Origin of the sequence: Aeromonas sp. S16(2024), assembly GCF_041403065.1 — a bacterium.
GTDB lineage: Bacteria > Pseudomonadota > Gammaproteobacteria > Enterobacterales > Aeromonadaceae > Aeromonas.
The window spans coordinates 74,710-99,734 of sequence record NZ_JBGLQX010000015.1 but is presented as its reverse complement, the minus strand read 5'-3'; the positions used below and the strand labels follow the sequence as shown (position 1 = coordinate 99,734).

General features: G+C 60.7%; 16 protein-coding genes. 10 read left to right on the top strand and 6 right to left on the bottom strand.

Going from position 1 to position 25,025, the window contains the following annotated elements; all coding sequences use genetic code 11:
• Positions 1–36 precede the first annotated feature (36 nt).
• Both ACB030_RS12845 and ACB030_RS12840 read right to left on the bottom strand, forming a co-directional pair.
• The gene (locus tag ACB030_RS12845) at positions 37–1,773 is read right to left on the bottom strand and encodes an ABC transporter transmembrane domain-containing protein (RefSeq protein ID WP_371160261.1); all 1,737 of its coding nucleotides are present in this window, start codon (positions 1,771–1,773) and stop codon (positions 37–39) included.
• A 142-nt stretch (positions 1,774–1,915) separates the two neighbouring features.
• Positions 1,916–4,714 carry a response regulator gene (locus tag ACB030_RS12840; protein WP_371160259.1) on the bottom strand — a complete coding sequence of 933 codons (2,799 nt, stop codon included), beginning with the start codon at positions 4,712–4,714 and terminating at the stop codon, positions 1,916–1,918.
• A 154-nt stretch (positions 4,715–4,868) separates the two neighbouring features.
• On the opposite strand from ACB030_RS12840, the gene trxC reads away from it, so the two are divergent.
• From trxC to ACB030_RS12825, 3 genes are all read left to right on the top strand, one after another.
• On the top strand, positions 4,869–5,309 hold the full coding sequence (trxC, locus tag ACB030_RS12835; RefSeq protein WP_371160257.1) for a thioredoxin TrxC: 441 nt from the start codon (positions 4,869–4,871) through the stop codon (positions 5,307–5,309).
• Positions 5,310–5,463: 154 nt separating this feature from the next.
• A complete protein-coding gene (locus ACB030_RS12830) occupies positions 5,464–6,849 on the top strand; it encodes a DASS family sodium-coupled anion symporter (RefSeq protein WP_371160254.1) in 1,386 nt (461 codons plus the stop codon).
• Between the two features lie 308 nt (positions 6,850–7,157).
• Positions 7,158–7,712 carry a cytochrome b/b6 domain-containing protein gene (locus tag ACB030_RS12825; protein WP_205643365.1) on the top strand — a complete coding sequence of 185 codons (555 nt, stop codon included), beginning with the start codon at positions 7,158–7,160 and terminating at the stop codon, positions 7,710–7,712.
• A gap of 64 nt (positions 7,713–7,776) precedes the next feature.
• Here ACB030_RS12825 and ACB030_RS12820 read toward each other — a convergent pair whose 3' ends face one another.
• Both ACB030_RS12820 and ACB030_RS12815 read right to left on the bottom strand, forming a co-directional pair.
• Complete coding sequence (locus ACB030_RS12820; RefSeq protein ID WP_371160252.1) at positions 7,777–10,251, bottom strand: glycogen/starch/alpha-glucan phosphorylase; 2,475 nt, start codon at positions 10,249–10,251, stop codon at positions 7,777–7,779.
• A gap of 396 nt (positions 10,252–10,647) precedes the next feature.
• The gene (locus tag ACB030_RS12815) at positions 10,648–10,845 is read right to left on the bottom strand and encodes a DUF4250 domain-containing protein (RefSeq protein WP_005323525.1); all 198 of its coding nucleotides are present in this window, start codon (positions 10,843–10,845) and stop codon (positions 10,648–10,650) included.
• Between the two features lie 233 nt (positions 10,846–11,078).
• Here ACB030_RS12815 and ACB030_RS12810 point away from each other — a divergent pair, with 233 nt between their 5' ends.
• Entirely contained in the window at positions 11,079–11,558 is a 480-nt protein-coding gene (locus ACB030_RS12810; protein WP_371160250.1) for a cell division inhibitor, read from the top strand.
• A 160-nt stretch (positions 11,559–11,718) separates the two neighbouring features.
• Here the strand turns inward: ACB030_RS12810 and ACB030_RS12805 are convergent, their stop codons facing one another.
• A complete protein-coding gene (locus ACB030_RS12805; protein WP_371160248.1) occupies positions 11,719–13,242 on the bottom strand; it encodes a fumarate hydratase in 1,524 nt (507 codons plus the stop codon).
• Between the two features lie 210 nt (positions 13,243–13,452).
• On the opposite strand from ACB030_RS12805, the gene pabB reads away from it, so the two are divergent.
• From pabB to ACB030_RS12790, 3 genes are all read left to right on the top strand, one after another.
• Complete coding sequence (gene pabB / locus ACB030_RS12800) at positions 13,453–14,829, top strand: aminodeoxychorismate synthase component I (protein ID WP_371160246.1); 1,377 nt, start codon at positions 13,453–13,455, stop codon at positions 14,827–14,829.
• Between the two features lie 55 nt (positions 14,830–14,884).
• On the top strand, positions 14,885–15,475 hold the full coding sequence (locus ACB030_RS12795; RefSeq protein ID WP_371160302.1) for a CoA pyrophosphatase: 591 nt from the start codon (positions 14,885–14,887) through the stop codon (positions 15,473–15,475).
• A 191-nt stretch (positions 15,476–15,666) separates the two neighbouring features.
• Positions 15,667–16,965, top strand: coding sequence for a serine/threonine transporter (locus ACB030_RS12790; protein WP_205641852.1), 1,299 nt, complete (start codon positions 15,667–15,669; stop codon positions 16,963–16,965).
• Positions 16,966–17,729: 764 nt separating this feature from the next.
• On the opposite strand, the gene sstT is transcribed toward ACB030_RS12790, so the two are convergent.
• Entirely contained in the window at positions 17,730–18,980 is a 1,251-nt protein-coding gene (sstT, locus tag ACB030_RS12785; protein ID WP_205641853.1) for a serine/threonine transporter SstT, read from the bottom strand.
• Between the two features lie 337 nt (positions 18,981–19,317).
• Between sstT and ACB030_RS12780 the strand changes: the two genes are divergently transcribed.
• The 3 genes from ACB030_RS12780 to ACB030_RS12770 all read left to right on the top strand — a co-directional run bounded on the left by ACB030_RS12780 (position 19,318) and on the right by ACB030_RS12770 (position 25,021).
• The gene (locus ACB030_RS12780) at positions 19,318–21,240 is read left to right on the top strand and encodes an ATP-dependent DNA helicase RecQ (protein ID WP_371160243.1); all 1,923 of its coding nucleotides are present in this window, start codon (positions 19,318–19,320) and stop codon (positions 21,238–21,240) included.
• Between the two features lie 562 nt (positions 21,241–21,802).
• Positions 21,803–23,725 carry a PrkA family serine protein kinase gene (locus ACB030_RS12775; RefSeq protein WP_005327853.1) on the top strand — a complete coding sequence of 641 codons (1,923 nt, stop codon included), beginning with the start codon at positions 21,803–21,805 and terminating at the stop codon, positions 23,723–23,725.
• 24 nt (positions 23,726–23,749) lie between these two features.
• On the top strand, positions 23,750–25,021 hold the full coding sequence (locus tag ACB030_RS12770) for a YeaH/YhbH family protein (protein ID WP_371160241.1): 1,272 nt from the start codon (positions 23,750–23,752) through the stop codon (positions 25,019–25,021).
• The last annotated feature ends 4 nt before the right edge of the window (positions 25,022–25,025 follow it).

Sequence of the window (25,025 nt, the reverse complement as noted above, 5' to 3'; positions counted from 1 at the left end):
GGGCACAAAGGGTGAGACACCTTGTCATCATCGAACTCACAGACCCTCCTCCACGTCTTGCTCCAGCCGCTGGTAACGAACCATGTCCGCGTACCAGCCGTTGTGGGCCATCAGGGCGCCGTGAGTACCGCGCTCGCTGATGGCTCCCTGCTCCAGCACCAGGATCTCGTCGGCCTGCTCCACCGCCGTCATACGGTGGCTCACCAGAATGAGGGTCCGTCTGTGGGCCTTGAGCGCCAGCAGTATCTGCTGCTCTGTGTGGGCATCCACCGCCGACAGGGCGTCATCCAGCACCAGAACAGGCGCCGCCAGCAGCAGGGCGCGGGCGATGGCGAGGCGCTGCTTCTGACCACCGGAGAGGGTCACCCCCTTCTCTCCCACCTCGGTCTCATACCCCTTGGGGAAACGAGCGATGTCGTCGTGGACGCAGGCGATGCACGCCACCCGCTCTATCTCCTCCCGGCTGGCCTCCGGCTTGCCGAGGGCGATGTTGGCGGCGATGGTGGTGGAGAAGAGGAAGGGCTCCTGTGGCACGTAGGCAAACTGGCTGCGCAGGGTGCCCAGGGGCAGCTGCTCGATGGGCACGCCCCCCATGGCAATGCTACCGGCCGTGGGATTGGCGAGGCGCATCAAGAGCTTGAGCAGGGAGCTCTTGCCCGCCCCGGTGCGCCCCACCACCCCCAGCATGCCTCCTTGTTGCAGGACAAAGTCGATGCCCGCAAGCAGGCTGCGCTGCTCCAGCCAATAGCCCAGCCCCCTGGCCTCAAGGGGCAGAGCCGAGACAAAGGCCGCGGGCCGGGCGGGCTCTTCGATGTCGCTGCGCTCCCCCAGCATGCTCTCGATGCGGGAATAGGCGGCGCTGCCCCGCTCTATGATGTTGAACAGCCAGGCGATGGCGAACATGGGCCAGATGAGCTGACCCAGGTACATGGTGAAGCTGGTGAGCTCACCCAGGGTCAGCTTGTCTTGCAGCACCAGGGCGCTGCCGCCAGCCACCGCCAGGAAGTAGGAGCAGCCGATGCACAGATAAATCACGGGATCGAACTTGGCGTCGATGCGGGCCACCGCCATGTTGCGCTCCCCCGCCTGGCGGGTCAGCTCGGCAAAGCCCTGATCCTCGAGGGACTCCACCGCATAGGATTTGAGCACCCGCACCCCGGAGAGGGCCTCCTGGGTCTTGTTGTTGAGCCTCGAGAAGGCCCCCTGCGCCGCCTTGAACTCCTTGTAGATCTGGGTGCCAAAGCGGTTCATGAAGAAGGCCATCACCGGCAGCGGCAACAGGGAGAGCAGGGTCAGCTGCCAGGAGTACTGGCTGCACATGATGGAGAGCACCAGGATACCGACGATGAAGGAGTCCACCAGGGTCAGCACCCCCTCCCCGGCGGTCATCTCCACCGCCTGGATATCGTTGGTGGCGTGGGCCATCAGATCGCCGGTGCGGTGGCGCTGGTAAAAATCCGGGCTCATGCGGGTGAAGTGGGTAAAGAGCCGGTTGCGCAGCACATAGGCGAGCCGGTAGGAGGCGCCAAACAGCATGACCCGCCACACGTAGCGCAGCAGATAGATGAGCAGGCCAAGACCCAGCAGCCCCGCCAGATAGCCCATCAGGGTGCCGTCATCGAGCTCCCCCCTGGCGATGCCATCCACCACCCAACCCACCACCTTGGGGGGGATCACGGTCAACAAGGCCACCATCATCAGCAATGAGATGGCCATCAGATAACGCCGCCACTGATCCTTGAAAAACCAGCCAAGCCGCAAAAATACGCTCACAGTAAAGTCCTTGCTCGCGGCACAGCGGGGGCCGCTTGGTCATAAGAGAAGCTCAATACAATCGCCCCCGAGGTGGGGGCGATGGGAGTGGGTCATCATAGCCTGAAGCGGACGACTTGAGAACGATTGCTATCTCACCGGTTCACAGCCGCTTGTCCGGGGGCGAGAACGGGAAGGCGACCGACTCCTGCTGCTCGCCGGTCAGCAGGAAGTGGGAGACCTCCTCCCGGGTCTGGGTGAAGACTTGCTGCAACTGGGTCAGCTCCCCCTCGCTCAACTCCTCTTGCAGCCGCAGCCGCCACTCCAGCTCGCCGGCCAGCAGTTGCAGGCGGGAGGCGGATATGTTGGCCGACACCCCCTTCAGGGTGTGCAGCAGGCGGCAGGCCACCTCGGGTTGCTGGCGGCGCAGGGCGGAGCGAATGTCCCACAGATCGTCCTTGTGCTCGGAGAGGAACAGCTTGAACAGGATCTGCAGCGCCTCCCTGTCCTGCTCCAACCGGCGCAGGGCATCCTCCAGATCCAGCACCCCCATCAGATCCGGCGGCTTGACCTCGAGCGGCGCCCGCCGCTCGCCGCTGGCGCTCTTCACCCACTGCAGCAGGTTGTTGTAGAGATCCAGCTTGCTGACCGGCTTGGTGACATAGCCATTCATGCCGACCCCGAGGCAGCGCTCCCGATCGCCCGGCATGGCGCTGGCGGTGAGCGCTATGATGGGGACGTCATGCTTGTCCACCATCTTGCGGATCTGTCGGGTGGCATCCAGGCCATCGAGCACCGGCATCTGCAAATCCATCAGGATCACGTCAAACGGCTGCTCCGCCACCTGCTCCACCGCCTCGCGCCCGTTGTCCACCACTGTGACCACGGCCTCGACCCGGCGCAGGTACTCCATGATGAGCTGCTGGTTGACGCGGTTGTCTTCGGCCAGCAGCACCCGGGTCCCGTGCAGCAGATCTCTGAAGTGCTGCTGATCCCCCTGCGCCTCGGCCTGACGGACCTTGCTGTCGTGGGAGCTGCCATTGAGCAGCTCATCGACCTTGGCCAGCAGGGCGTTCTCTGTCATGGGCTTGGCCAGGAAGTGGGTCAGCCCCATGCTCTCCATGCGCCCGTGCAGTCCCTCCCTGGACCAGGCGCTGGTCATCAGTATGGGCAGGCGCCGCCACTGGCTGTGCTGATACATCTCGAGGGCGAGATCCAGGCCGTCCTCCTGTCCCATGCGCCAGTCGAGGATGGCGAGCCGGATGTGGTGGCCCTCCTCACGCAGCGCCTGGCGGGCACGGGAGAGGCTGTTGACCGCGATCACCGAGGCGCCGGCCCGGCCCAGTATGTCCTTGGCGAGCTCCAGCACCAGTTCGTTGTCATCCATCATCAGGATGAGGGGCTGGTGATCGAAGAAGACCCGGCGCCCGGAGACGCCATAGACCGCCTGGGACAGGGGGATCTCGAACCGGAAGGTGGAGCCCACCCCGGGCTTGCTCTGCACCCTGATCTCCCCCCCCATCAGCCCCACCAGCCGTTGGGAGATGTTGAGCCCGAGCCCCGAGCCGCCATATTTGCGGGTGTTGCCCGCCTCCAGCTGGGTAAAGGGCTGGAACAGCTGCACCTGCTTCTCCGGCGCTATGCCGATGCCGGTGTCCCGCACGCTGAAGCAGACCCGCATGGGATGCTGGTTGGTCAAGGTGATGGCCACTTCCACCTCGCCGCGCTCGGTGAACTTGATGGCGTTGTTGACCAGATTGACCAGCACCTGGCCGAGGCGCAGCGGATCGCCGCGCAGAAAATCGGGCACCGCAGGCGACTTGTTGATGATGACCTCGATCTGCTTGCGCTCCGCCAGATCCGCAAACATGGCGGCCAGGGAGTCGAGCTGCTCGCTGAGATCGAAGTCGATCTCCTCGAGCGTCAGCTTGCCGGACTCCACCTTGGTGAGATCCAGGATGTCGTTGATGAGCAGCAACAAGGTGTCAGAGGATGACTTTATCTTGTTGAGATAGTCCCGCTGCTGCTGATCGAGGTGGGTCTGCAGCGCCAGGGTGCTGAAGCCGATGATGGCATTCATGGGGGTGCGGATCTCGTGGCTCATGTTGGCCAGGAAGTCGCTCTTGGCCTGGGCCAGCAAGGCGGCGTGGCGGGACAGCTCGCTCAGCTTCTGGTTGCGGCGCCACAGGGTCGCGGCCACCAGCGAGAAGCAGAGCAGCGCCCCCCCCAGCACCATCAGGTAGAAGCGGCTCTTGAGGGAGGAGGCCAAGTCCAGCTTGCTCTGTTTCCACGCCGGCAGCGAGGCGAGCCCCTTCATCTCGACGATCTGGTTGCGCAGGCGATGATATTCCATCACCTGCTGATTGAGCTCCTGGCTGAGCTGGGTGAGGGCCATGACTCTGGGTTGCCCGGGGTAGGTCTCCATCAGGTGCAGTTGCAGTTGCCGCAGTTGACTCTGCTCGCTCGTGTCCCAGCTGCGCCTGAGGTAGTGGCTCAAGCGGGCGAGCTCGGTGAGATCGCGAACTTGCTCGGCCCCGGCCGGCAGCGTTGCCAGCAGCGCCTTGAGCTGACTCTGGAAACGGGGGGCCAGGTATTCGATGGTCATCTCCATGGTGTAGAGCCTGGCGAGATCCAGCAGATAACCGTCGATATCCCGTTGCAGCGCCAGGGACTTGGGATCATCCACCGACCCCGGGTCTTCGCGCACCTGGCTCACGAAGCGATCCAGGCTGTTTGACAGCAGGCTGAGGCGCTGCTGTACGCTGCCATCGCTGGCCTTCTCGCGTCCCAGCAGATAGACGGTGTCGGTATTGACCCGGTTGAGGACCAGCTCTGCGGCCACGCTCAGATCGGAGGCGCGTTGTTGCTGGCTCAGCAACTGCCAGCAATAGGCAGAAAACGCCAGCAGCGATACGATGATAAGGCCAAAGACAACACCATTGTCCCGTGCAACACTCTTCATCCCGTCTCGATTCTCATGTCATGGTCGGCCATCCGGTGACCCTGGGTCAGGGCCAGACAGCCGAGTGTGAAAAACCACTGAGCGCTATGTTACCGTTAGTCTGCTCTGTGAATGCAATAAAGATGTTGCCGGGCCATGAATAAAGGAACCAATTATGTCACTTGTCACTACCTATTGTAGCCACTGCTTCACCCGCAATCGCCTGCCCGGCGACAAGGTCGATGCCAGTGCAAAGTGCGGTCGCTGCCACCAACCCCTGTTTTCTCACTCTCCGGTGTCGGGTCGCATGGCGCACTTTGATGCCTTGATCCAGTCCGACATTCCGGTGGTGGTCGACTTCTGGGCCAGCTGGTGCGGCCCCTGCCTGCAGTTCGCCCCGGTCTTTCAAGAGGTAGCCCAGGCGCTCGAACCCCGCATCCGCTTCGTGAAGCTCGACACCGAACAAGAAGCCGCCATCGCCAGCCGCTATGCCATTCGCAGCATCCCGACCCTGATGATCTTCAGAGGGGGGCAGATCCTGGCGCAGCGCAGCGGCTCCCTGCCCAAGAGCCTGTTCAAGGAGTGGCTGCTCTCCACCGCGGCAGAGCCCAAATGAAAACAAAATGTTTAATTTATGTTTAATGTCAGATCCATTTTCACTTGACTCTGTGAGTCGCCACATGCTTTGACCACATCCCCCTGTTTCAAACAGGGGGATAAATGTAATCTCGGCAACACAACAACAACCATAAATTAACCGAGAGAACAACATGCATACCTCTGCAGTCCCTTCCGCCCCTACACGCTGGCTGGACATCAAGGCCGGGATCGTCATCCTGGACGTTCTGCTGCTCTGTGCCATGCTCGCCTGGCTTCCGTTTGATCCCATGGTCAACAAAGGCCTCGGCATCCTGATCTTCATCGCCATCCTCTGGCTGACCGAGGCGGTGAACATCACCATCACGGCCTTGTCCATCCCGGTGCTCGCCACCCTGCTCGGGGTGTTCGACATGGGCAAGTCGCTGACCGACTTCGCCAACCCTGTCCTCTTCCTCTTCTTTGGCGGCTTTGCCCTGGCGGCGGCCCTCTCCAAGCAGGGGCTGGATACCCAGATCGCCGCCAAGGTGATGCAGCTGGCCAAGGGTCACCTTGGCTGGGCAGCCATAGTGCTGTTCACCATCACGGCCGCCCTCTCCATGTGGATCAGCAACACCGCCACGGCCGCCATGATGATGCCGCTCGCCCTCGGCATGCTCAAGGGTCTCGATCTTCACAAGGAGCGCCGCACCCTGGTCTTCGTCCTGCTTGGCGTCGCCTACAGCGCCAGCATCGGCGGGATCGGCACCCTGGTGGGCAGCCCCCCCAATGCCATCGCCGCCGCCCAGATGGGGCTGGGCTTCACCGACTGGCTGAAATTCGGCATCCCTGTGGTGCTCATCTTCATGCCGGTGGGCATAGGCCTGCTCTATTGGGTGACGCGCCCCAACCTGTCGCACCAGGTCAGCACCGAGCAGATCACCATAGAGTGGACCGGCCAGCGCAAGACCACCTTGCTCATCTTCCTGACCACGGTGCTGCTGTGGATTGGCTCCCAGCCCCTAGCCGCGGCGCTCGGCGGCATTCCCCAGTTCGATACCCTGATCGCCATGGGTGCCATCCTGGCCATCGCCGTGAGCCGGGTTGCCAGCTGGGATGACATCAACCAGAACACCGACTGGGGCGTGCTGTTGCTGTTCGGGGGTGGCCTGACCTTAAGCGCCGTCCTCAAGCAAACCGGGGCCAACGCCTTCCTGGCGGAGCACCTCTCCAGTGCACTCTCCACCATGCCCATCTTCATCATACTGCTCTGCCTGGCCGCCTTCGTGGTGTTCCTGACCGAGCTGGTCTCCAACACCGCCACCGCCGCCCTGCTGGTACCGCTGTTCGCCGGTGTGGCCGAGGCGCTGGGGGTCTCCCCCATAGTGGTGTCTGTGCTGATCGCCGTGGGTGCCTCCTGCGCCTTCATGCTGCCGGTGGCGACCCCGCCCAACGCCATCGTCTTCGCCAGCGGTCATATCCAGCAGCGGGAGATGATGCGGGCCGGTCTGGTGCTGAACCTGGTCTTCACCGTCATCCTGACCATGCTGGCCTATTTCTTCGGTGACATCCTGCACTGATCCCAGGCCAGGCTGGGCCTGTGGATGCCGACTGGCCCAGCCCCTGAGCCGCCACCCCCCCCAAGCCCGTTGACACACCAGAGCCCCGCCCCGTCGGGGCTCTGTTTATTCCTCCCCCCTGGTGCTTCCCTCCAGCCTCTCGCCCTCTCCTGGCCACTGGCCCTGTTCCTGTGACGCACCTCAGCCCGCCGACGCCATTAACACGGCCTTAAGAAAGTGCCCCCATGATGCGAGCAACGGCGCTTCGGCAACAGGCGCATGGAAAGCCTGGATAGATCACAACGAGAGGAAAAATCATGGAGAAAGCGATGGGAAGCGGCAAGGCCATCAGGGTATGGGATCCCCTGATCAGGGGTTTTCACTGGGCAACCGTCCTGCTGTGCGTGCTCAACCTGTTCATCCTGGAGGAGGGCAGACGCAGTCACCGCTATGTCGGCTACGCCCTGGCCGGGTTGCTGGTGCTGCGCATCCTGTGGGGATTTGTCGGCTCCGACTACGCCAGGTTTGCCCAGTGGTTTCCGACTCCGGCCCGCCTGGGCCGCTACCTGCAGGCCAGCTGGCAGGGCCAACACCCCTATCATGCCGGCCACAATCCGCTGGGCGCCTTGATGATACTGCTGCTGTTGACCTGTCTGGTGGGCACCGCCGTCACCGGGATCATGACGGGGTACGAGCAGCTGTTTGATGAAGAGCTCATGGAGGAGCTCCACGAGCTCTTTGCCAAGGCGCTGCAGATCGCCATCTTCATCCATGTGCTGGCGGTCATCGTCCTCGATCGCCTGAGCCGGGGGGATCTCATCAGGGCCATGATCACCGGCAAGAAGCGCGTGCCGGCCGACACCGAGATCGTCGACAAGCGCTGAGGCTTCCTCGATCAGAGGAGATAAAAAAACCCCGCGATGCGGGGTTCTTTCATATTGGGTGTGGTCAGCCGACGTTGCAGCTCTTCAATTTCCAGATCCGATCCACGTAGTCCTGGATGGAGCGATCGGAGTTGAACTTGCCCATGGTGGCCGAGTTGATGATGGCCTTCTTCGCCCACAGCGCCGGATCCCGATACCAGGTATCGATCAGCTTGTGCGCTTCCGAGTAGGAGGCAAAATCGGCCAGGGTCAGGTAGGGATCTCCCCCTTCCAGCAAGGAGCGCTTGATGGAGGCCAGCTCCCCCGGGCGACCCGGCGTGAAGTAGTCGGTGTCGAACCAGTCCAGCACGGCCTTGAGCTCGGAGTTGGCATAGTAGAAGTCGTACGGGTTGTAGCCGCGCCCCTTCAATGCCTTCACCTCGTCCACGTTCAGACCGAAGATGGCGCAGTTCTCGGCCCCCGCCTCTTCGGCGATCTCGATGTTGGCGCCGTCCAGGGTGCCTATGGTGATGGCGCCGTTCAGTGCCATCTTCATGTTGCCGGTCCCTGAGGCTTCATAACCTGCGGTGGAGATCTGCTCGGAGACATCCGCCGCCGGGATCAGCTTCTCGGCCAGGCTCACCCGGTAGTTCGGCATGAACACCACTTTCAGCTTGCCCTGGATGCGGGCGTCGTTGTTGACCCGCTCCGCCAGCTTGTTGATGGCGTAGATGATGTCCTTGGCCAGCTTGTAACCGGGCGCCGCCTTGGAGCCGAAGATGAACACCCGCGGATGCATGTCATAGTCCGGGTTCGACAGCAGGCGACGGTAGAGCGCCATGATGTGAATGAGGTTCAGCTGCTGGCGCTTGTACTCGTGCAGGCGCTTGATCTGAACGTCAAAGATCGCCTCAGCCGAGACATCGATGCCGGTTTCGTCCTTGATGACCTTGACCAGCTTCTCCTTGTTGTGACGCTTGATGGTCATGAACTGCTGCTGGAACGCCTTGTCGTCGGCAAACTTGGTCACGCTGCGCAGCTTGTCCAGCTGCAGCGGCCACTCCTTGCCCACCACTTCGTTGTAGAGGGCGGCAAGCTCGGGGTTGCAGGCCAGCAGCCAGCGACGGGGGGTCACCCCGTTGGTGACGTTGCACATCTTCTCGGGCCACAGCTCGGCATACTCGGGGAAGAGATCCTCTTTCACCAGCTTGGAGTGGATCTCGGCCACGCCGTTCACCTTGGACGAGCCGATCACGCACAGGTTGCCCATGCGAACCTTGCGCACATCTCCCTCTTCGATGATGGAGAGTTTGGCCTTGATGGCGTCGTTACCCGGCCACTTGGGCTCGACCAGCTCGCTCAGGAAGCGGGCATTGATCTCGTAAATCACTTCCAGATGGCGAGGCAGCACCTTCTCGAACAGGCTGACCGACCACTTCTCCAGCGCTTCCGGCAGCAGGGTGTGGTTGGTGTAGGAGAAGACCTGGTAGCAGATGGCCCAGGCGGCATCCCAGTTCAAGTCTTCCTCGTCCACCAGCACCCGCATCAATTCGGGGATGGCGACAGTCGGGTGAGTATCGTTGAGCTGAATGGCAATTTGCGCGGCAAAGTTGCTGAAATCGGCACCATGAACCCGCTTGTAGCGGCGCATGATGTCCTTGATGGAGCAGGCACAGAAGAAGTACTGCTGGATCAGACGCAGCTCTTTACCTGCATCTGTCTCATCGTTCGGATAGAGCACCTTGGAGATGGTCTCGGCCTGGGCTTTTTCAGCCTGGGAGTCGATGTAACCACCGGCGTTGAACACATCCCAGTCAAAGAACTCGGAGGCGCGGGATTCCCACAGCCGCAGGATGTTGACGGTGTGGCCGCCAAAACCGACGACCGGAATATCCCAAGGCACCCCTTTGATCTTGCGACCGGCGTGCCACACCTTCTTCAGGCCGCCATTGTCACCGAAGACGGTTTCCACGTAGCCGTAGAGCGGCACTTCTTGCACCGACTCGGGACGGCAGATCTCCCAGGGGTTGCCATATTCACGCCAGGAGTCCGGACGCTCGATCTGGCGGCCATCCTGGATCTCCTGACGGAACAGACCGTGCTCGTAATGGATGCCGTAGCCCACCGCCGGATAGTTCAGGGTGGCCAGCGAGTCGATGAAGCAGGCAGCCAGACGACCCAGGCCGCCGTTGCCGAGGGCCATGTCCGGCTCTTGTTCGCAGAGATCTGTCAGTTCCAGACCGAGTTCACCCAGGGCCTCTTCGCAGGTTTTGTAGAGGGAGAGGTTGTGCAGGTTGTTGGAGGTCAGACGCCCCATCAGGAATTCAGCAGAGAGATAGTGAATCGCACGAGTATCTTTCTTGAAGTGAGTCTGCTGAGTGCGGGTCAGGCGCTCGTACACCTGTTCGTTGACGGCGGCAGCGGTCGCTTTCCACCATGCTTCGGGAGAGGCTTTCTGTTCGCTTGTACCCAAGGTAGAACGCAGGTGACGCACGATACTCGCCTTGAGCTGATCTTTATCCAGTTGGAGATCCTGGTCTGTCTTCTTCTTGGTAGCCATAAACCATTTTCCTTCGTTACAAATAAAAAATGTTATCCCCTTGAGGGACCGGCGCTGTTGTTATCTCAGAATATGTTCCGGCGTGGGCATACTAGCTAAAGCCGGGGGTTTAAAAGTTAACGTGAGTCACACTTTAACGCATAAAAATGACAGTTTCACCATGAAAACCCTTTCCTATATCCTCCCTGAACAAAATAAAAATAACCTTAAAAATCAAAACATTGAATGAAATTAAAAAAGATGGATTCATGAATAGGTTTTCAATGATTGCCAGCGACTGAAAATACGTGAAAATAAGCGCCGACTCGGCTGGCGATGAAATCGCTTTCAATGCTTGGTGTCTCAGCACGGCTATAAAAGGAAGCTGCCCCAATTGGGGCAGCTTCCTGAGCTGAATTAACCATGGGCCTTGAACTGGTTACTCATGGGGTCATAGTGATAGCCAATCTGCTGCAGACGGGTGGCCAGCTGATCCTCCGTCATGTCGTAGTAAGCCAGCAACTCTTCCAGACCATCGCACTCCAGCCGCAGCTTCTCGTTGATGATCCCGAGCAGAATATTGGCGTCCAGCCGTTGCAAGGTGCTCACATCCATCTTGGTCCCTCCTCTTGCCACACATACTGTATAACCATGAGCGCCGACCCGCACTTTGTCTACAGGTTAAAAAAAACCCACCTTGCTATCAAGATAAATATCATTTTAATTCAACAAGTTAATAAAAATCTCTGTTAGTCGGCTCACATTTTTAATCACAAACGCCTTGTCACTGGCATGAGATAGAACTACTGTATGCACATACAGCATGGTTATTCATACAGGACACACACATGAGCCAGCCCCTGAGTCACCGCCCACTCTCCTCCTCTGCCGGTGTGATCACCACCTGGCCCACCCGCCATCAGGGCAAGGCGGAGCATGAGCATCGACTGGCCATGGATCTCCATGAAGCCCCGCTGCTGGATGCGCTGGGAAGACTGAGCCAAAGCGACAGCGGCTGGATTTTGCTCATAGCCCCGCCAGGGCTGCCCGTGGCCAAGCAACTGCAGGCACAGGGGATCAATCCCGCCCGGGTACTGGTAGTTCACGGCCCCAAGATCAAGAACTGGCAGCGTCTGCTGGAGCAGAGCCTGGCCAACGGCCATTGTGCCGCCGTCTTGACCTGGCTGCCCGAACGGGTTGCCCTGGATCGCAGCCGCCTCAGCACCCTGGGGCAGCGTGCCGGTGTCCTGACCCGCTTCTTCGAGCCCACCCCTTCGCAAGGGGTTCCCCTCTGCTACGGTGGGCAGGACGTCTATCTGAACCATTGAGCCATATAGTGCCGACCCTGGCTGGCAGGGCTCCCCGCCCCTGCGTCAGTCCGGCAGGGCGGCAACCAAGACGAGAAAGGCGACCCTGAGGTCGCCTTCTGTCATATGGCCTGTGATGGGCTGCCATCTGCCCTGCGCCCCGCCAGGGGCTTGCACCGGATCAGGCGAGCCTGGTATCCAGCTCGGCAATTTTGGCAGACCAGTAGGCCGGGCCGGTTTCATGGATGTTGTTGCCCTGAGAGTCCACCGCCACGGTTACCGGCATGTCTTCCACCTCGAACTCATAGATGGCTTCCATTCCCAGATCGGCGAAGGCCACCACACGGGCCTTCTTGATGGCTTTCGCCACCAGGTAGGCCGCGCCGCCCACTGCCATCAGATAGACGGCCTGATGCTGCTTGATGCTCTCGACGGTTTTCGGACCCCGCTCGGACTTGCCTATCATGCCGATGAGGCCGGTTTCCCCCAGCATCATGTCGGTGAACTTGTCCATCCGGGTGGAGGTGGTGGGGCCGGCCGGGCCGACCACTTCGTCACGTACCGCATCGACCGGGCCAACGTAGTAGATGAAGCGGTTGGTGAAATCGACCCCTTCCGGCAAGCCTTCGCCATTTTTCAGCATGTCGGCAATGCGCTTGTGGGCCGCGTCACGGCCGGTGAGGATCTTGCCGGAGAGCAGCACGGTATCGCCGCTCTTCCAGCTGGCAAGCTCGGCCTTGGTGATGCCGTCGACGTTGACCCGGCGCACGTTGCCGCCCGCTTCACGGGTGATTTCCGGCCAGTCGCTCAGCTTCGGCGGAGTCAATTCGGCGGGGCCAGAGCCATCGAGTTCGAAGTGAACGTGGCGGGTGGCGGCGCAGTTGGGGATCATCACCACCGGCTTGGAGGCAGCATGGGTCGGGGCGGATTTGACCTTCACGTCCAGCACTGTGGTGAGGCCGCCCAGCCCCTGGGCACCAATCCCCAGTCGGTTAACCTTGTCATAGAGCTCGACCCGCAGCTTCTCTTCTGTGGTCTCTGGACCCCGGGCGATCAACTCCTGAATGTCGATGTGCTCCATCAGGGCTTCCTTGGCGAGCACGGCCGCCTTCTCGGCGGTGCCGCCAATGCCGATCCCCAGCATGCCAGGCGGGCACCAGCCGGCGCCCATGGTCGGCACGGTTTTGAGCACCCATTCGACCACGTCGTCGGAGGGGTTGAGCATCACCATCTTGGACTTGTTCTCGGAGCCGCCGCCCTTGGCCGCAATGCTCACTTCCACCTTGTTCCCCGGGATCATGTCGATGTGCACCACGGCAGGGGCATTATCCTTGGTGTTCTTGCGACTGCCGGCCGGGTCGGCCAGTACCGAGGCGCGCAGCGGGTTGTCCGGATTGGTGTAGGCGCGGCGGGTGCCCTCGTCCACCATCTCCTGGACCGTCATGTCGCTGTCCCACTGCACCTGCATGCCGATCTTGACGAAGCAGGTGACGATGCCGGTGTCCTGGCACAGGGGGCGATGCCCTTCGGCAGACATGCGGGAGTTGATCAGGATCTGGGCCAGGGCATCCTTGGCGGCCGGGTTGATCTCGCGGTCATAGGCGGCCTTGGCGGCGTGGACAAAATCGAGGGGGTGGTAGAAAGAGATGTACTGCAGGGCGTCAGCAATGGAATCGATAAAGTCCTGTTTTCTAATGATGCTCATATCATCCTCACTGGTCCTTGTTATCGCTTGCGCGAGCAAGGGCTTCCATATGAGCCGGGCCTTCGGCAGGCGGCGAATGCGCACAGAGCCGGCAGACTACGGCGTGTTTTTATGACGGTGTTTTTCTTAAAAATGCCGGCGGCCATGATACGCTTGAGCACCCGAGCCGGCTAGGGAGCTGGGTGCAAACTGTTGCCTGTGTAACAAAAAATGAAACCAAGACTGCATATCCACCATTTCGACCCGCAAGCATCGCTTCACGCCCTGTTTGCCCGCTTGCAACACCAGGCCTGGGCCATCTTGCTGGAATCGGCAGGCCCAACGGGCGCCGACAACCGCTTTGATATTATCAGCGCCGATCCGCTCGCCACCCTGGAGACCCGGGGCGCCAGCACCTGCCTCACCCAGGCTGGCCACCAGAGCCATCATGACGGAGATCCCCTCGCCCTGCTCGCCGAGACCCAACGAGCCCTGCTGGGGGAGCTGGTGCAGGATGAACATGACCTGCCCTTCATCGGGGGCGCCCTTGGGCTCTTTGGCTACGATCTGGGACGGCGATTCGAGCGTCTGCCCGCCCAGGCCAGTGCGGACATCCAGGTACCTGACATGGCGGTGGGGATCTACGACTGGGCACTGCTGCGGGAGGTTGCGACCGGTCGCTGGCAGCTGGTGCACTGGGGGGATGAGGCCGGGCTCGACAGACGCCTGCAGTGGCTGGCGGCGCAAATCCCGCAGGCCGGCGCCCCCTTCGCCTTGCAGGGAGAGTGGCAGAGCAACATGAGCCGGGCCGAGTACGGCGAGAAGTTCGCCCGCATCCAGGCCTATCTGGCGGCGGGGGATTGCTATCAAATCAACCTGACCCAGCGCTTCAGCGCCCCCTATGAAGGGGACGAGTGGTCCGCCTATCTCGCCCTCAGCGCCGCCAACAAGGCCCCCTTCTCGGCCTTTGTCCGGCTGCCCCGGAGCGCCATTTTGAGCCTCTCCCCAGAGCGCTTCCTGCTGCTCGATGGCCGCCACATCGAGACCAAGCCCATCAAGGGCACCCGGCCCCGTCATCCGGATCCCGCCATCGACAAACAGGTGGCCGAGTCGCTCGCCGGTGCCGACAAGGACAGATCGGAGAACCTGATGATCGTGGATCTGCTGCGCAACGACATAGGCCGGGTCAGCCGTCCGGGCTCCGTCAGCGTGCCAAGCCTGTTTGCGGTGGAGTCCTTCCCCGCCGTGCATCACCTGGTCTCCACCATCCACGGGGAGCTGGATGCGCGCTGGCAGGGGGTGGATCTGCTGCGGGCCTGTTTCCCTGGCGGCTCCATCACGGGGGCCCCCAAGATCCGGGCGATGGAGATCATCGAGGAGCTGGAGCCGGTGCGGCGCAACGCCTATTGCGGCAGCATCGGCTATCTGAGCCAGCATGGCCGGATGGACACCAGCATCTGCATTCGCACCCTGATAGCCGAAGCCGGCCGGCTCCACTGCTGGGCGGGAGGGGGCATCATCGCCGACTCAGACCCGGACGCCGAGTATCAGGAGACCTACGACAAGGTGGCCCGCATCCTGCCGCTGCTGGCGGCCTTGCGCCAATGAGCCTGTGACTGCCCTCGCCCGCTTCAAGGAGACCAGGACCGAGATGGATATCGAGATGAACCGCGCCGAGCTGCTGACCCGCTTCCTGCTGCAGCGCCCCGCCCCCGCCCACCGTCTGATGCTGGCGGGGCTCAAGCCGGCGGCTGTGCTGATCCCCCTGGTGGAGCGCCCCCAGGGACTGCACCTGTTGTTGACCCGCCGCAGCCCTACCCTGCGCCACCACCCGGGGCAGATAAGCTTCCCCGGCGGACGCCAGGATCCGGAAGATGAGAGCCTGATCCACACGGCCCTGCGAGAGACCCACGAGGAGCTGGGGATCCCCGCCTCCCAGATCCGGGTCATCGGCAGCCTCACCCCGCTCAACACCATCTCTTTGTATGACGTCTTGCCGGTGCTGGCCATGATAGATCCCGACTACCGGCTTGCCCTCAGCCCCGATGAAGTGGAGCAGGCCTTCGAGGTGCCCCTCAGCCATGTGCTGGATCCGGCCCACCACATAGCCCTGACCCTCCCAAGGGCGGGCAAGCGCCACACCATCTACTGGATCCCCTGGCAACACTCTTTCATCTGGGGGGCCACCGCCAGCATGATCCGCCAACTGGCCCAGCACCTGTCAGAACAACATATTGATAACCTTGCGAGGTGAGAAATTATCCATTTAACATTCAACTAACACTGCATATGATAAATAAATTTTGATTTTTTATTCTTTTGATCACATTTCCATAAGAAAGTGCGGGTTTCGGCCTCATAAAGGTGAATCTGATCAACATTTTTGATTAAAAAGAAAGTATTCTTGCGCCGACTAATTAAAACCACACATTCGGGGTGAGACACATGTCCAATACTGTCACTGGCGCACAGGACGTTGCAGCCGCACAGGAGCAAGGAATCAGTTCGGTCCAATCACGCGGTTGGAGCAAACAAGACTCCACCTGGGTTATCAGCCTGTTCGGCACCGCCGTCGGCGCCGGCATCCTGTTCCTGCCCATCAACGCCGGCATGGGCGGCTTCTGGCCACTGGTGGTGATGGCGCTGCTGGTCGGCCCCATGACCTACCTGGCCCACCGCGGCCTGGCGCGTTTCGTGCTTTCCTCCAAGAAGCCCAATGCCGACATCACCGAAGTGGTGGAAGAGCATTTCGGCGTAGGCGCCGGCAAACTAATCACTCTGCTCTACTTCTTCGCCATCTACCCCATAGTGCTGATCTACGGCGTGGGCATCACCAATACCGTCGAGAGCTTCCTGGTCAACCAGCTGCAGATGACGGCGCCACCGCGCTGGATCCTCTCCATCGTGCTGATCATGGCCATGATGTCGGTCATGCTGGCCGGTGAGAAGCTGATGCTGAAGGTCACCGAGTTCCTGGTGTACCCGCTCATCGCCATCCTGGCGGGCATCTCCCTCTACCTCATCCCGGACTGGACCGGTGCCGCCCTGGCCCAGGTGCCCTCCGCCAAGGATTTCGCCACCACCCTGTGGCTGACCATCCCGGTGCTGGTGTTCTCCTTCAACCACAGCCCGGCCATCTCCAGCTTCGCCCTGGCCCAGCGCCGTGATCACGGTGACAACGCCGTCGCCAAGTCCGACGCCATCTTGAAGCGCACCGCCATCATACTGCTGGGCTTCGTGATGTTCTTCGTCTTCTCCTGCGTGATGAGCCTGACTCCGGCCCAGCTGGCAGAAGCCAAGTCCCAGAACATTGCCGTGCTCTCCTACCTGGCCAACCAGCATGCGAGCCCCATTATCTCCTACTTCGGTCCGCTGGTTGCCTTCGTGGCCATCGTCTCCTCCTTCTTCGGCCACTACCTGGGTGCCCGTGAAGGTCTGAAGGGCATGGTGATGCAGCAGATGCGCTCCTCCGGCAAAGAGCCGAGCCACAAGAAGATCGAGCTGTTCATCATCGCCTTCTTCATCCTGACCCTGTGGGGCGTGGCCGTGATCAACCCCTCCATCCTCGGCATGATCGAATCCCTGGGTGGCCCCATCATCGCCACCATCCTGTTCCTGATGCCGATGTACGCCATCAAGCGCGTCCCGGCCATGGCGAAATACCAGGGCCAGATCAGCAACGTGTTCGTGGCAACCATGGGCCTCATCGCCATCTCTGCCATCCTCTATCAACTGGTCGGCTAACCCCGCCCCCGATAGCCAGGGTCCACCGGATCGCCGGTTGACCCGAGCAGAGACCCACAGCCCGGCAGGCTCAGCGTGCCGGGCTGTTTTCATTGCTGTGCCCCGAGGTTCGGCAAGGGCCAGGATAAGGCAATCTTCCCTATCAGCCGCGCTCCCCAACCGCCCACCTTCTGCTTGTTGCGTGACCCCCCGTGCAATCTGCCCCCTTTCCTCAGGCCCCGCGCTTGGGCGAAACGCCGGGATGGCAGCCCCACTTGCTGCCGAGTGATCCCGCCCCCCGTCCATTCATGTCTCCTTCTGACGTTCGCCGGCCCTTTGCCGGGTTCCCATGCACGGAGGATGGGGGCGATGCCAGCACACCTAGCCAGCCCCCTCAGGGGCCTGGGTTTGCACCCTAGACGCGGAATGTCATCGCTCGCCAAGGCTCCGATGCGACCACGCAGAACGAACGCCCTGATGCACCAATCCTGCGCCCCTCTGCTCGCTGACGAGCCTTGGGGCCTTGCCGCTATGACGACGCTGCGGCCGAGTGCCCATCAGCGCCTGAGCCCAGGGATCCCGCAGCGCCTGGTGCCCTTCTTTCCAGAGGGATAGCCGCGACCACCCTCACAAGCAGGCGCCGGGTTCTCTCATGGATGAGAGGCCCACAGCGGCGACAGGCAGATTGGATTCAGGGAAGGAGCCAGTGTTGCTGGCATGAAATCGCAGGCAATAAAAAGCGCCCTCCGAAGAGGGCGCCAGCATTCAGGGAAAAGCTAAGGGGATCAGGCTTCGCGGCTGGGCAGCGGCGCCGCTTCCAGCAGGCTCTCATCCTCGGCCATGCAAGCGGCCGCGGTGAACAGCACGTCGGTGGAGCTGTTGAGGGCTGTCTCGGCAGAATCTTGCAATACACCTATGATGAAGCCCACGGCGACGACCTGCATGGCGATGTCGTTGCTGATGCCAAACAGGCTGCACGCCAGCGGGATCAGCAGCAGGGAGCCACCGGCCACGCCGGAAGCGCCACAGGCGCTGACGGTGGCGACCACGGAGAGCAGAATGGCGGTGGCCATATCCACTTCCATCCCCAGGGTGTGCACCGCCGCCATGGAGAGCACAGTGATGGTGATGGCGGCGCCGGCCATGTTGATGGTGGCGCCCAGCGGAATGGAGACCGCATAGGTGTCTTCCGGCAGACGCAGTTTCTCGGCCAGCGCCATGTTGACCGGGATGTTGGCGGCGGAGCTGCGGGTGAAGAAGGCGGTCACGCCACTCTCTTTCAGGCAGGTCAACACCAGCGGATAGGGATTGCGCTTGATCTTCCAGAACACGATGAGCGGGTTGACCACGAAGGCGATGAACAGCATGCAGCCGATCAGCACCACCAGCAGGTGGGCATAACCAAACAGGGCATCGAAACCTGTCTCGGCCAGGGTGGAGGCAACCAGACCCAGGATACCGAGCGGGGCGCAGCGGATCACGGCCTTGACGATGGCAGAGACCCCGTGGGACACATCGGAAATCAGCGCCTTGGTACTCTCATTGGCGTGACGCATGGCGATGCCAAGGCCGATGGCCCAGGCCAGGATACCGATGTAGTTGGCATCCAGCAGCGCCTTCACCGGGTTGGTCACCACGTTGAACAGCAGGGTCTGCAGTACCTCGGTAATGCCACCCGGCGGGGTGATCTCGGCAGTGCTGGCAACCAGGTGCAGGTTGGAGGGGAACAGGAAGCTCGCCATCACGGCCACCACGGCGGCCAGGAAGGTCCCCAGCACATAGAGCAGCAAGATCGGCTTCATGTTGGTCTTCTGACCCTGCTTGTGGCCGATGATTGCCGCCATCACCAGCACGAAGACCAGCAGCGGAGCGACCGCCTTCAGGGCGCCGACGAACAGGCTGCCAAGCAGACCCGCCGCCTTTGCCCATTCCGGCATGAACATGGCGAGGAGGATACCGAATACCAGACCGACCAGGATCTGGCTAACCAGACTGGTGCTGTTGACCAGTTTTATGAGGGGGTGTTGTTGTGTCATCAAATAGTCCCTGTGCACTCATGGTGCGTGAATCATTAGTCCTGTTGGCAACCTGCCACGCGCATTGGCACCGGTCTGTGGACGGTGCCGCCGTTGGCAAACCTTCTTCTGGATCTGTCCAGTACGCGTGGGGCTGCGGACAAGGAATATCCCATCTGCCGCCGCTTTTTTCCACATAATCACTGAAAAATATCAGGGTTACCTCACAAAAAATCTACAACAATGTGATAACACAATATCAACCACGGTCGAATTGTCACCAAACCAGTCCGATCATCGGCCGATGTGGGGGCGAGAGTGGTATCATGCCGCTCACTTTGCACTGGAGCCTGTTGCCATGATCACCTCTCTATTGACCCGACACTTCGGCTTCGATCGGCTGCGACCCGGCCAGGAAGCGGTGATCAGCCGCCTGCTGGCCGGCAAGAGTGCGGCGGCCATCTTCCCGACCGGCGCAGGCAAGTCCCTCTGCTACCAGTTGCCCGCGCTGGCACTGCCCCATCTGACCCTGGTCATCTCCCCCCTGCTGGCGCTGATGCACGATCAGCTCGCCTTCTTGCAAAGCAAGGGGATTGCCGCCGCGACCCTGGACTCCAGCCAGACCCCCGAGGAGAGCCGCCGGGTGATGCAGCAGGCCAGTGACGGCCAGCTCAAGATCCTGATGATCTCGGTGGAGCGCCTCAAGAACGAGCGCTTTCGCCGCTTCATCGCCCAGGTGCCGCTCTCCCTGCTGGTGGTGGACGAGGCGCACTGCATCTCGGAATGGGGTCACAACTTTCGGCCCGACTACCTGAAGCTGCCGGACCATCGCCGCGATCTGGCCATTCCCCAGGTACTGCTGCTCACCGCCACCGCCACCCCGGCAGTCATGGCAGACATGCAGGCCAAATTCGCCATCGAGGCCGAGGATCTGGTGGTGACGGGTTTCTATCGCCCCAATCTGGATCTCGCCGTCATTCCGCTGGCCGGCAGTGCCCGCGACGGCTGGCTGCGTGACGAGTTGCGCCGCGATCCGGCGGCCCCCACCATCGTCTACGTCACCCTGCAACACAGCGCGCAGCAGTGCGCAGAGCTGCTGCAAGCCATCGGCATCCGCGCCTGTGCCTATCATGCGGGGCTGGATCCCGCCCTGCGCAGCCAGATCCAGCACGACTTCATGGCCGGCCGGCTCGATTGCATCGTCGCCACCATCGCCTTTGGCATGGGCATCGACAAGGCCGATATCCGCCGTGTCATTCACTACGATCTGCCCAAATCCATCGAGAACTACAGCCAGGAGATAGGCCGCGCCGGACGTGATGGCCTCCCCTCCCGCTGCATGGTGCTGGCGAGCCGCGCCCAGCTGCCTGTGCTGGAAAACTTCGTCTATGGGGATACCCCGGACAGGGACGCCATCCTGACCTTGCTCCAGATCCTGCAACAGAGCGGTGCCGAGTGGGAATTCAGCCTGCTGCGCCTCTCCAACGAGACCAACATTCGCCAGCTGCCCCTCAAGACCCTGCTGGTCTATCTGGAGATGGCGGGGATCATTGCTCCGGCCTACAGCTACTTTGCCGAGTACCGTTTCAAGTTCGTGCTGGAGAAACGGGAGATCCTGGCCCGCTTCAATCCCGATCGCCGCCAGTTCCTGGAGCAGCTGTTTGCCTGTGCTCCCCAGGCGCGCAGCTGGTGCACCATGGACTTCGATGCGCTCTGGCAAGGTTATCAGGGGGAACGGCAACGAGCCGCCGCCGCGCTGGACTATCTGCAGCAGCAGGGCTGGATAGAGCTGGAAAGCAAGCAGATGACGGAGGTGTATAGGGTGCTGCGCCAGCATATCGACCCGGCGACACTGGCCGAAGAGCTGCATGGACTGTTTGAAAAGAAGGAGCAGAGCGAGCTGGCCCGACTCCAGGCCCTGCTGGGGTTCTTTACCTCGACCCGCTGCCTGAGCCATGAACTGGCCCGCTATTTTGCCGATGAAGAGGCGCCCGAGCAGTGCGGGCACTGCTCCGTCTGCCGGGGGGAGATAGCCGTGCTGCCGCAATTGCCATCTCCGGGCTTGCCCAACGAACACGGCTTGCGCGCCTGGTGCGATCCTCTGATTGCCCTGTGTCACCAGCGCCATCCCAGGATCCTGACCCGCTTCCTGTGCGGTATCGCCACCCCCCTGACCACCCGGACCAAGGCGAGAAACCTGGCCGGCTTTGGCCAGCTGGCGGCCCATCCCTTCGCCGAGGTGCTGGCGGCGGTCTCGGCGATCTATCCTGGCGAGTCTTGATCACACGTTTTCCGGACGCTGAAAAAATAAGACCCTCGCGGATGCGAGGGTCAAGCCAACGGAAACGTGCTTAAACAGAGCTTAGTATCTGCACAATCACCCACTCTCTTGCTAAAGCGATGACTGCTCGACACAGGGCCAATCTAGAGCAGCCAGAATGTAGCGTCAATGTAAAAATTAGAGCTTAAACACCAAACAACAAGCATTACGTTAACGTAAGCGTAATAACATTTTACCCATTCTCCCTGCGCGCCCTTGCCCCGCCTGCACTTCGATTCCACACACCGGAAAACCATCATTTCCTTCGCCTGCCACACAAACATTTATTTTTTATGTCTTTGACATTTGCATCACTGTCGTGGCAAAAATAATTTAACAGTCAGTAACATAGAGATGTCATTGACTGACTCTTCCCGCATGAGGATCGGGAAGCTCCCGTACAAACTTAAACCAATGATGGCGATGGATTACTGGAGGCTGTTGACTAGGCTTAAGAGGTAAACAGAACAAAAGTAGTGATCCACTCTTTTTCAGGGTAAGCGACTATAACGAGGGCTAAGTTATGGGCATCTTCGAGCACTATCAACAGCGGTATGAGAAGGCCAGAGAGGAGGAGTACAGCATCCAGGAGTTTCTGGATATGTGCAAACAGGACAAATCCTGCTACGCCTCCGCCGCCGAACGACTGCTGGTTGCCATCGGCGAACCGGAAATGATAGACACCTCCGTCAATCCGCGCCTCAGCCGCCTCTTTTCCAACCGCGTCGTCGCACGCTATCCCGCTTTCAAAGACTTCTATGGCATGGAAGAGGCCATCGAGCAGATCGTCTCCTACCTCAAACACTCCGCCCAGGGACTGGAAGAGAAGAAGCAGATCCTCTACCTGCTCGGCCCCGTCGGCGGCGGCAAATCCTCGCTGGCCGAGAAGCTCAAGTCCCTGATGCAAAAAGTGCCCATCTATCGCATCAAGGGATCGCCGGTCAACGACCACCCCTTCTGCCTGTTCGACATCGAAGAGGACGGCGAGATCCTGGAAAAAGAGTACGGCATACCGCGCCGCTACCTGAGGCCCATCATGTCCCCCTGGGCGGCCAAGCGGCTGCACGAGTTTGGCGGTGACATCACCAAGTTCAAGGTGGAGAAGGTCAACCCCTCCATCCTGGATCAGATCGCCATCGCGAAAACCGAGCCTGGCGATGACAACAACCAGGACATCTCCTCCCTGGTGGGCAAGGTCGATATCCGCATGCTGGAGCACTATGCCCAGGACGATGCCGATGCCTACTCCTACTCAGGGGCGCTGTGCAAGGCGAACCAGGGGATGATGGAATTCGTGGAGATGTTCAAGGCTCCCATCAAGGTATTGCACCCCTTGCTGACCGCGACCCAGGAAGGCAACTACAACGGCACCGAGGGACTCTCCGCCCTCCCCTTCGACGGCATCCTGCTTGCCCACTCCAACGAATCCGAATGGCAGCAGTTCCGCAACAACAAGAACAACGAGGCCTTCCTCGACCGGGTGTACATCGTCAAGGTGCCTTATTGCCTGCGTGTTTCGGAAGAGGTGAAGATCTACGAGAAACTGCTGTTCAACAGCGAGCTGACCGAGGCCAAGTGCGCCCCGGGCACCCTGGAGCTGCTGGGCCAGTTCTCCGTATTGTCACGGCTGAAAGAGCCGGAAAACTCCAGCCTCTACTCCAAGATGCGGGTCTATGACGGCGAGAGCCTCAAGGACACCGACCCCAAGGCGAAGAGCTATCAGGAGTATCGCGACTACGCCGGCGTCGACGAGGGCATGAATGGCCTCTCCACCCGCTTTGCGTTCAAGATCCTCTCCCGTGTCTTCAACTTCGACCATGCGGAAGTGGCGGCCAACCCGGTCCACCTCTTCTATGTGCTGGAGCAGCAGATAGAGCGAGAGCAGTTCCCGCAGGAGCTGCACGATCGCTACCTCGAGTTCATCAAGGGCTATCTGACCCCGCGCTACGTGGAATTTATCGGCAAGGAGATCCAGACCGCCTACCTCGAGTCGTATTCAGAGTACGGGCAGAACATCTTCGATCGCTACGTCACCTACGCCGACTTCTGGATCCAGGATCAGGAGTACCGTGACCCCGAGACCGGCCAGCTGTTTGACCGGGCATCCCTCAACAGCGAGCTGGAGAAGATTGAAAAGCCGGCCGGGATCAGCAACCCGAAAGATTTTCGCAACGAGATTGTCAACTTCGTGCTGCGTGCACGGGCCAACAATGCAGGCCGTAACCCCAACTGGACCAGTTACGAGAAGCTGCGCACCGTGATCGAGAAGAAGATGTTCTCCAACACGGAAGAGCTGCTGCCGGTTATCTCCTTCAACAGCAAAACCTCGGCCGAGGAGCAGAAGAAGCACGATAACTTTGTCGAACGGATGATGGAGAAGGGCTACACCCGCAAACAGGTACGCCTGCTCTCCGAATGGTATCTCAGGGTACGCAAGTCATCCTGACCCTGCCGTGTTCAAGGGGGAGTTATGGCGCATTTTATCGACCGCAGGCTCAACGGCAAAAACAAAAGCGCTGTCAATCGGCAGCGCTTCATCCGCCGCTACAAGAAGCAGATCAAACAAGCGGTCTCGGATGCTGTCTCCAAGCGCAGCATTCAGGACGTGGACAAGGGCGAGAGCATCAGCATCCCGACCAAGGACATCGGTGAGCCCCATTTCCATCAGGGGCACGGCGGCAAACGGGAGATGGTGCACCCGGGCAACGATCAGTTCATCTCCGGTGACAAGATTGACCGCCCCAAGGGAGGGGGCAGCGGTCAGGGCGGGGGCGAAGGCCAGGCCTCGGATCAGGGGGAGGGAGCAGACGACTTCGTGTTCCAGATCTCGAAAGACGAGTACCTGGACCTGCTGTTTGAGGATCTGGAGCTGCCACGGCTGCAGAAGACCCAGCTCAACCAGCTGATGGAGATGAAGACCTACCGCGCGGGCTACACCTCCAACGGGGTGCCCGCCAACATCAACGTGGTGCGCTCGCTGCAAAATTCGCTGGCGCGTCGCATGGCGCTGCAGGCGGGCAAGAAGCGCCTGCTGCGTGAGCTGGAGGAGCGGCTGGCCCTGCTGGCCGTCGATCCCAACGAACATTTTGCCGAAATGGCACAGCTCGAAAAAGAGATCCGGGAGCTGAAACGGCGGATCGAGGCGGTGCCCTTCATCGACACCTTCGATCTCAAGTTCAACAACTTCGTCAAACGGCCTGTGCCCTCCAGTCAGGCGGTGATGTTCTGCCTGATGGATGTCTCCGGCTCCATGGATCAGGCCACCAAGGAGATGGCCAAGCGTTTCTACATCCTGCTCTATCTGTTCCTGAGCCGGACCTACAAGAACGTCGAGGTGGTTTACATTCGCCATCACACCCAGGCCAAGGAGGTGGACGAACACGAGTTCTTCTACTCCCAGGAGACCGGCGGCACCATAGTCTCCAGCGCCCTCAAGATGATGAACGACATCATCAACGAACGTTACCCGGCCAACCAGTGGAACATCTATGCGGCGCAGGCGTCCGATGGTGACAACTGGGCAGACGACTCACCCCAGTGCCGGGAGATACTGATGCGCGACATCATGCCGCGGGTGCGCTACTACTCCTACATCGAGATCACCACCCGTGCCCACCAGACCCTGTGGCACGAATACGAGTCGGTGGCTGGCCAATTCCCCCACTTCGCGATGGAGCACATTCGCAAGGTGGAGGACATCTATCCGGTCTTCCGTGAGCTGTTCAAGAAGCAAGCGGCGTGAGGGA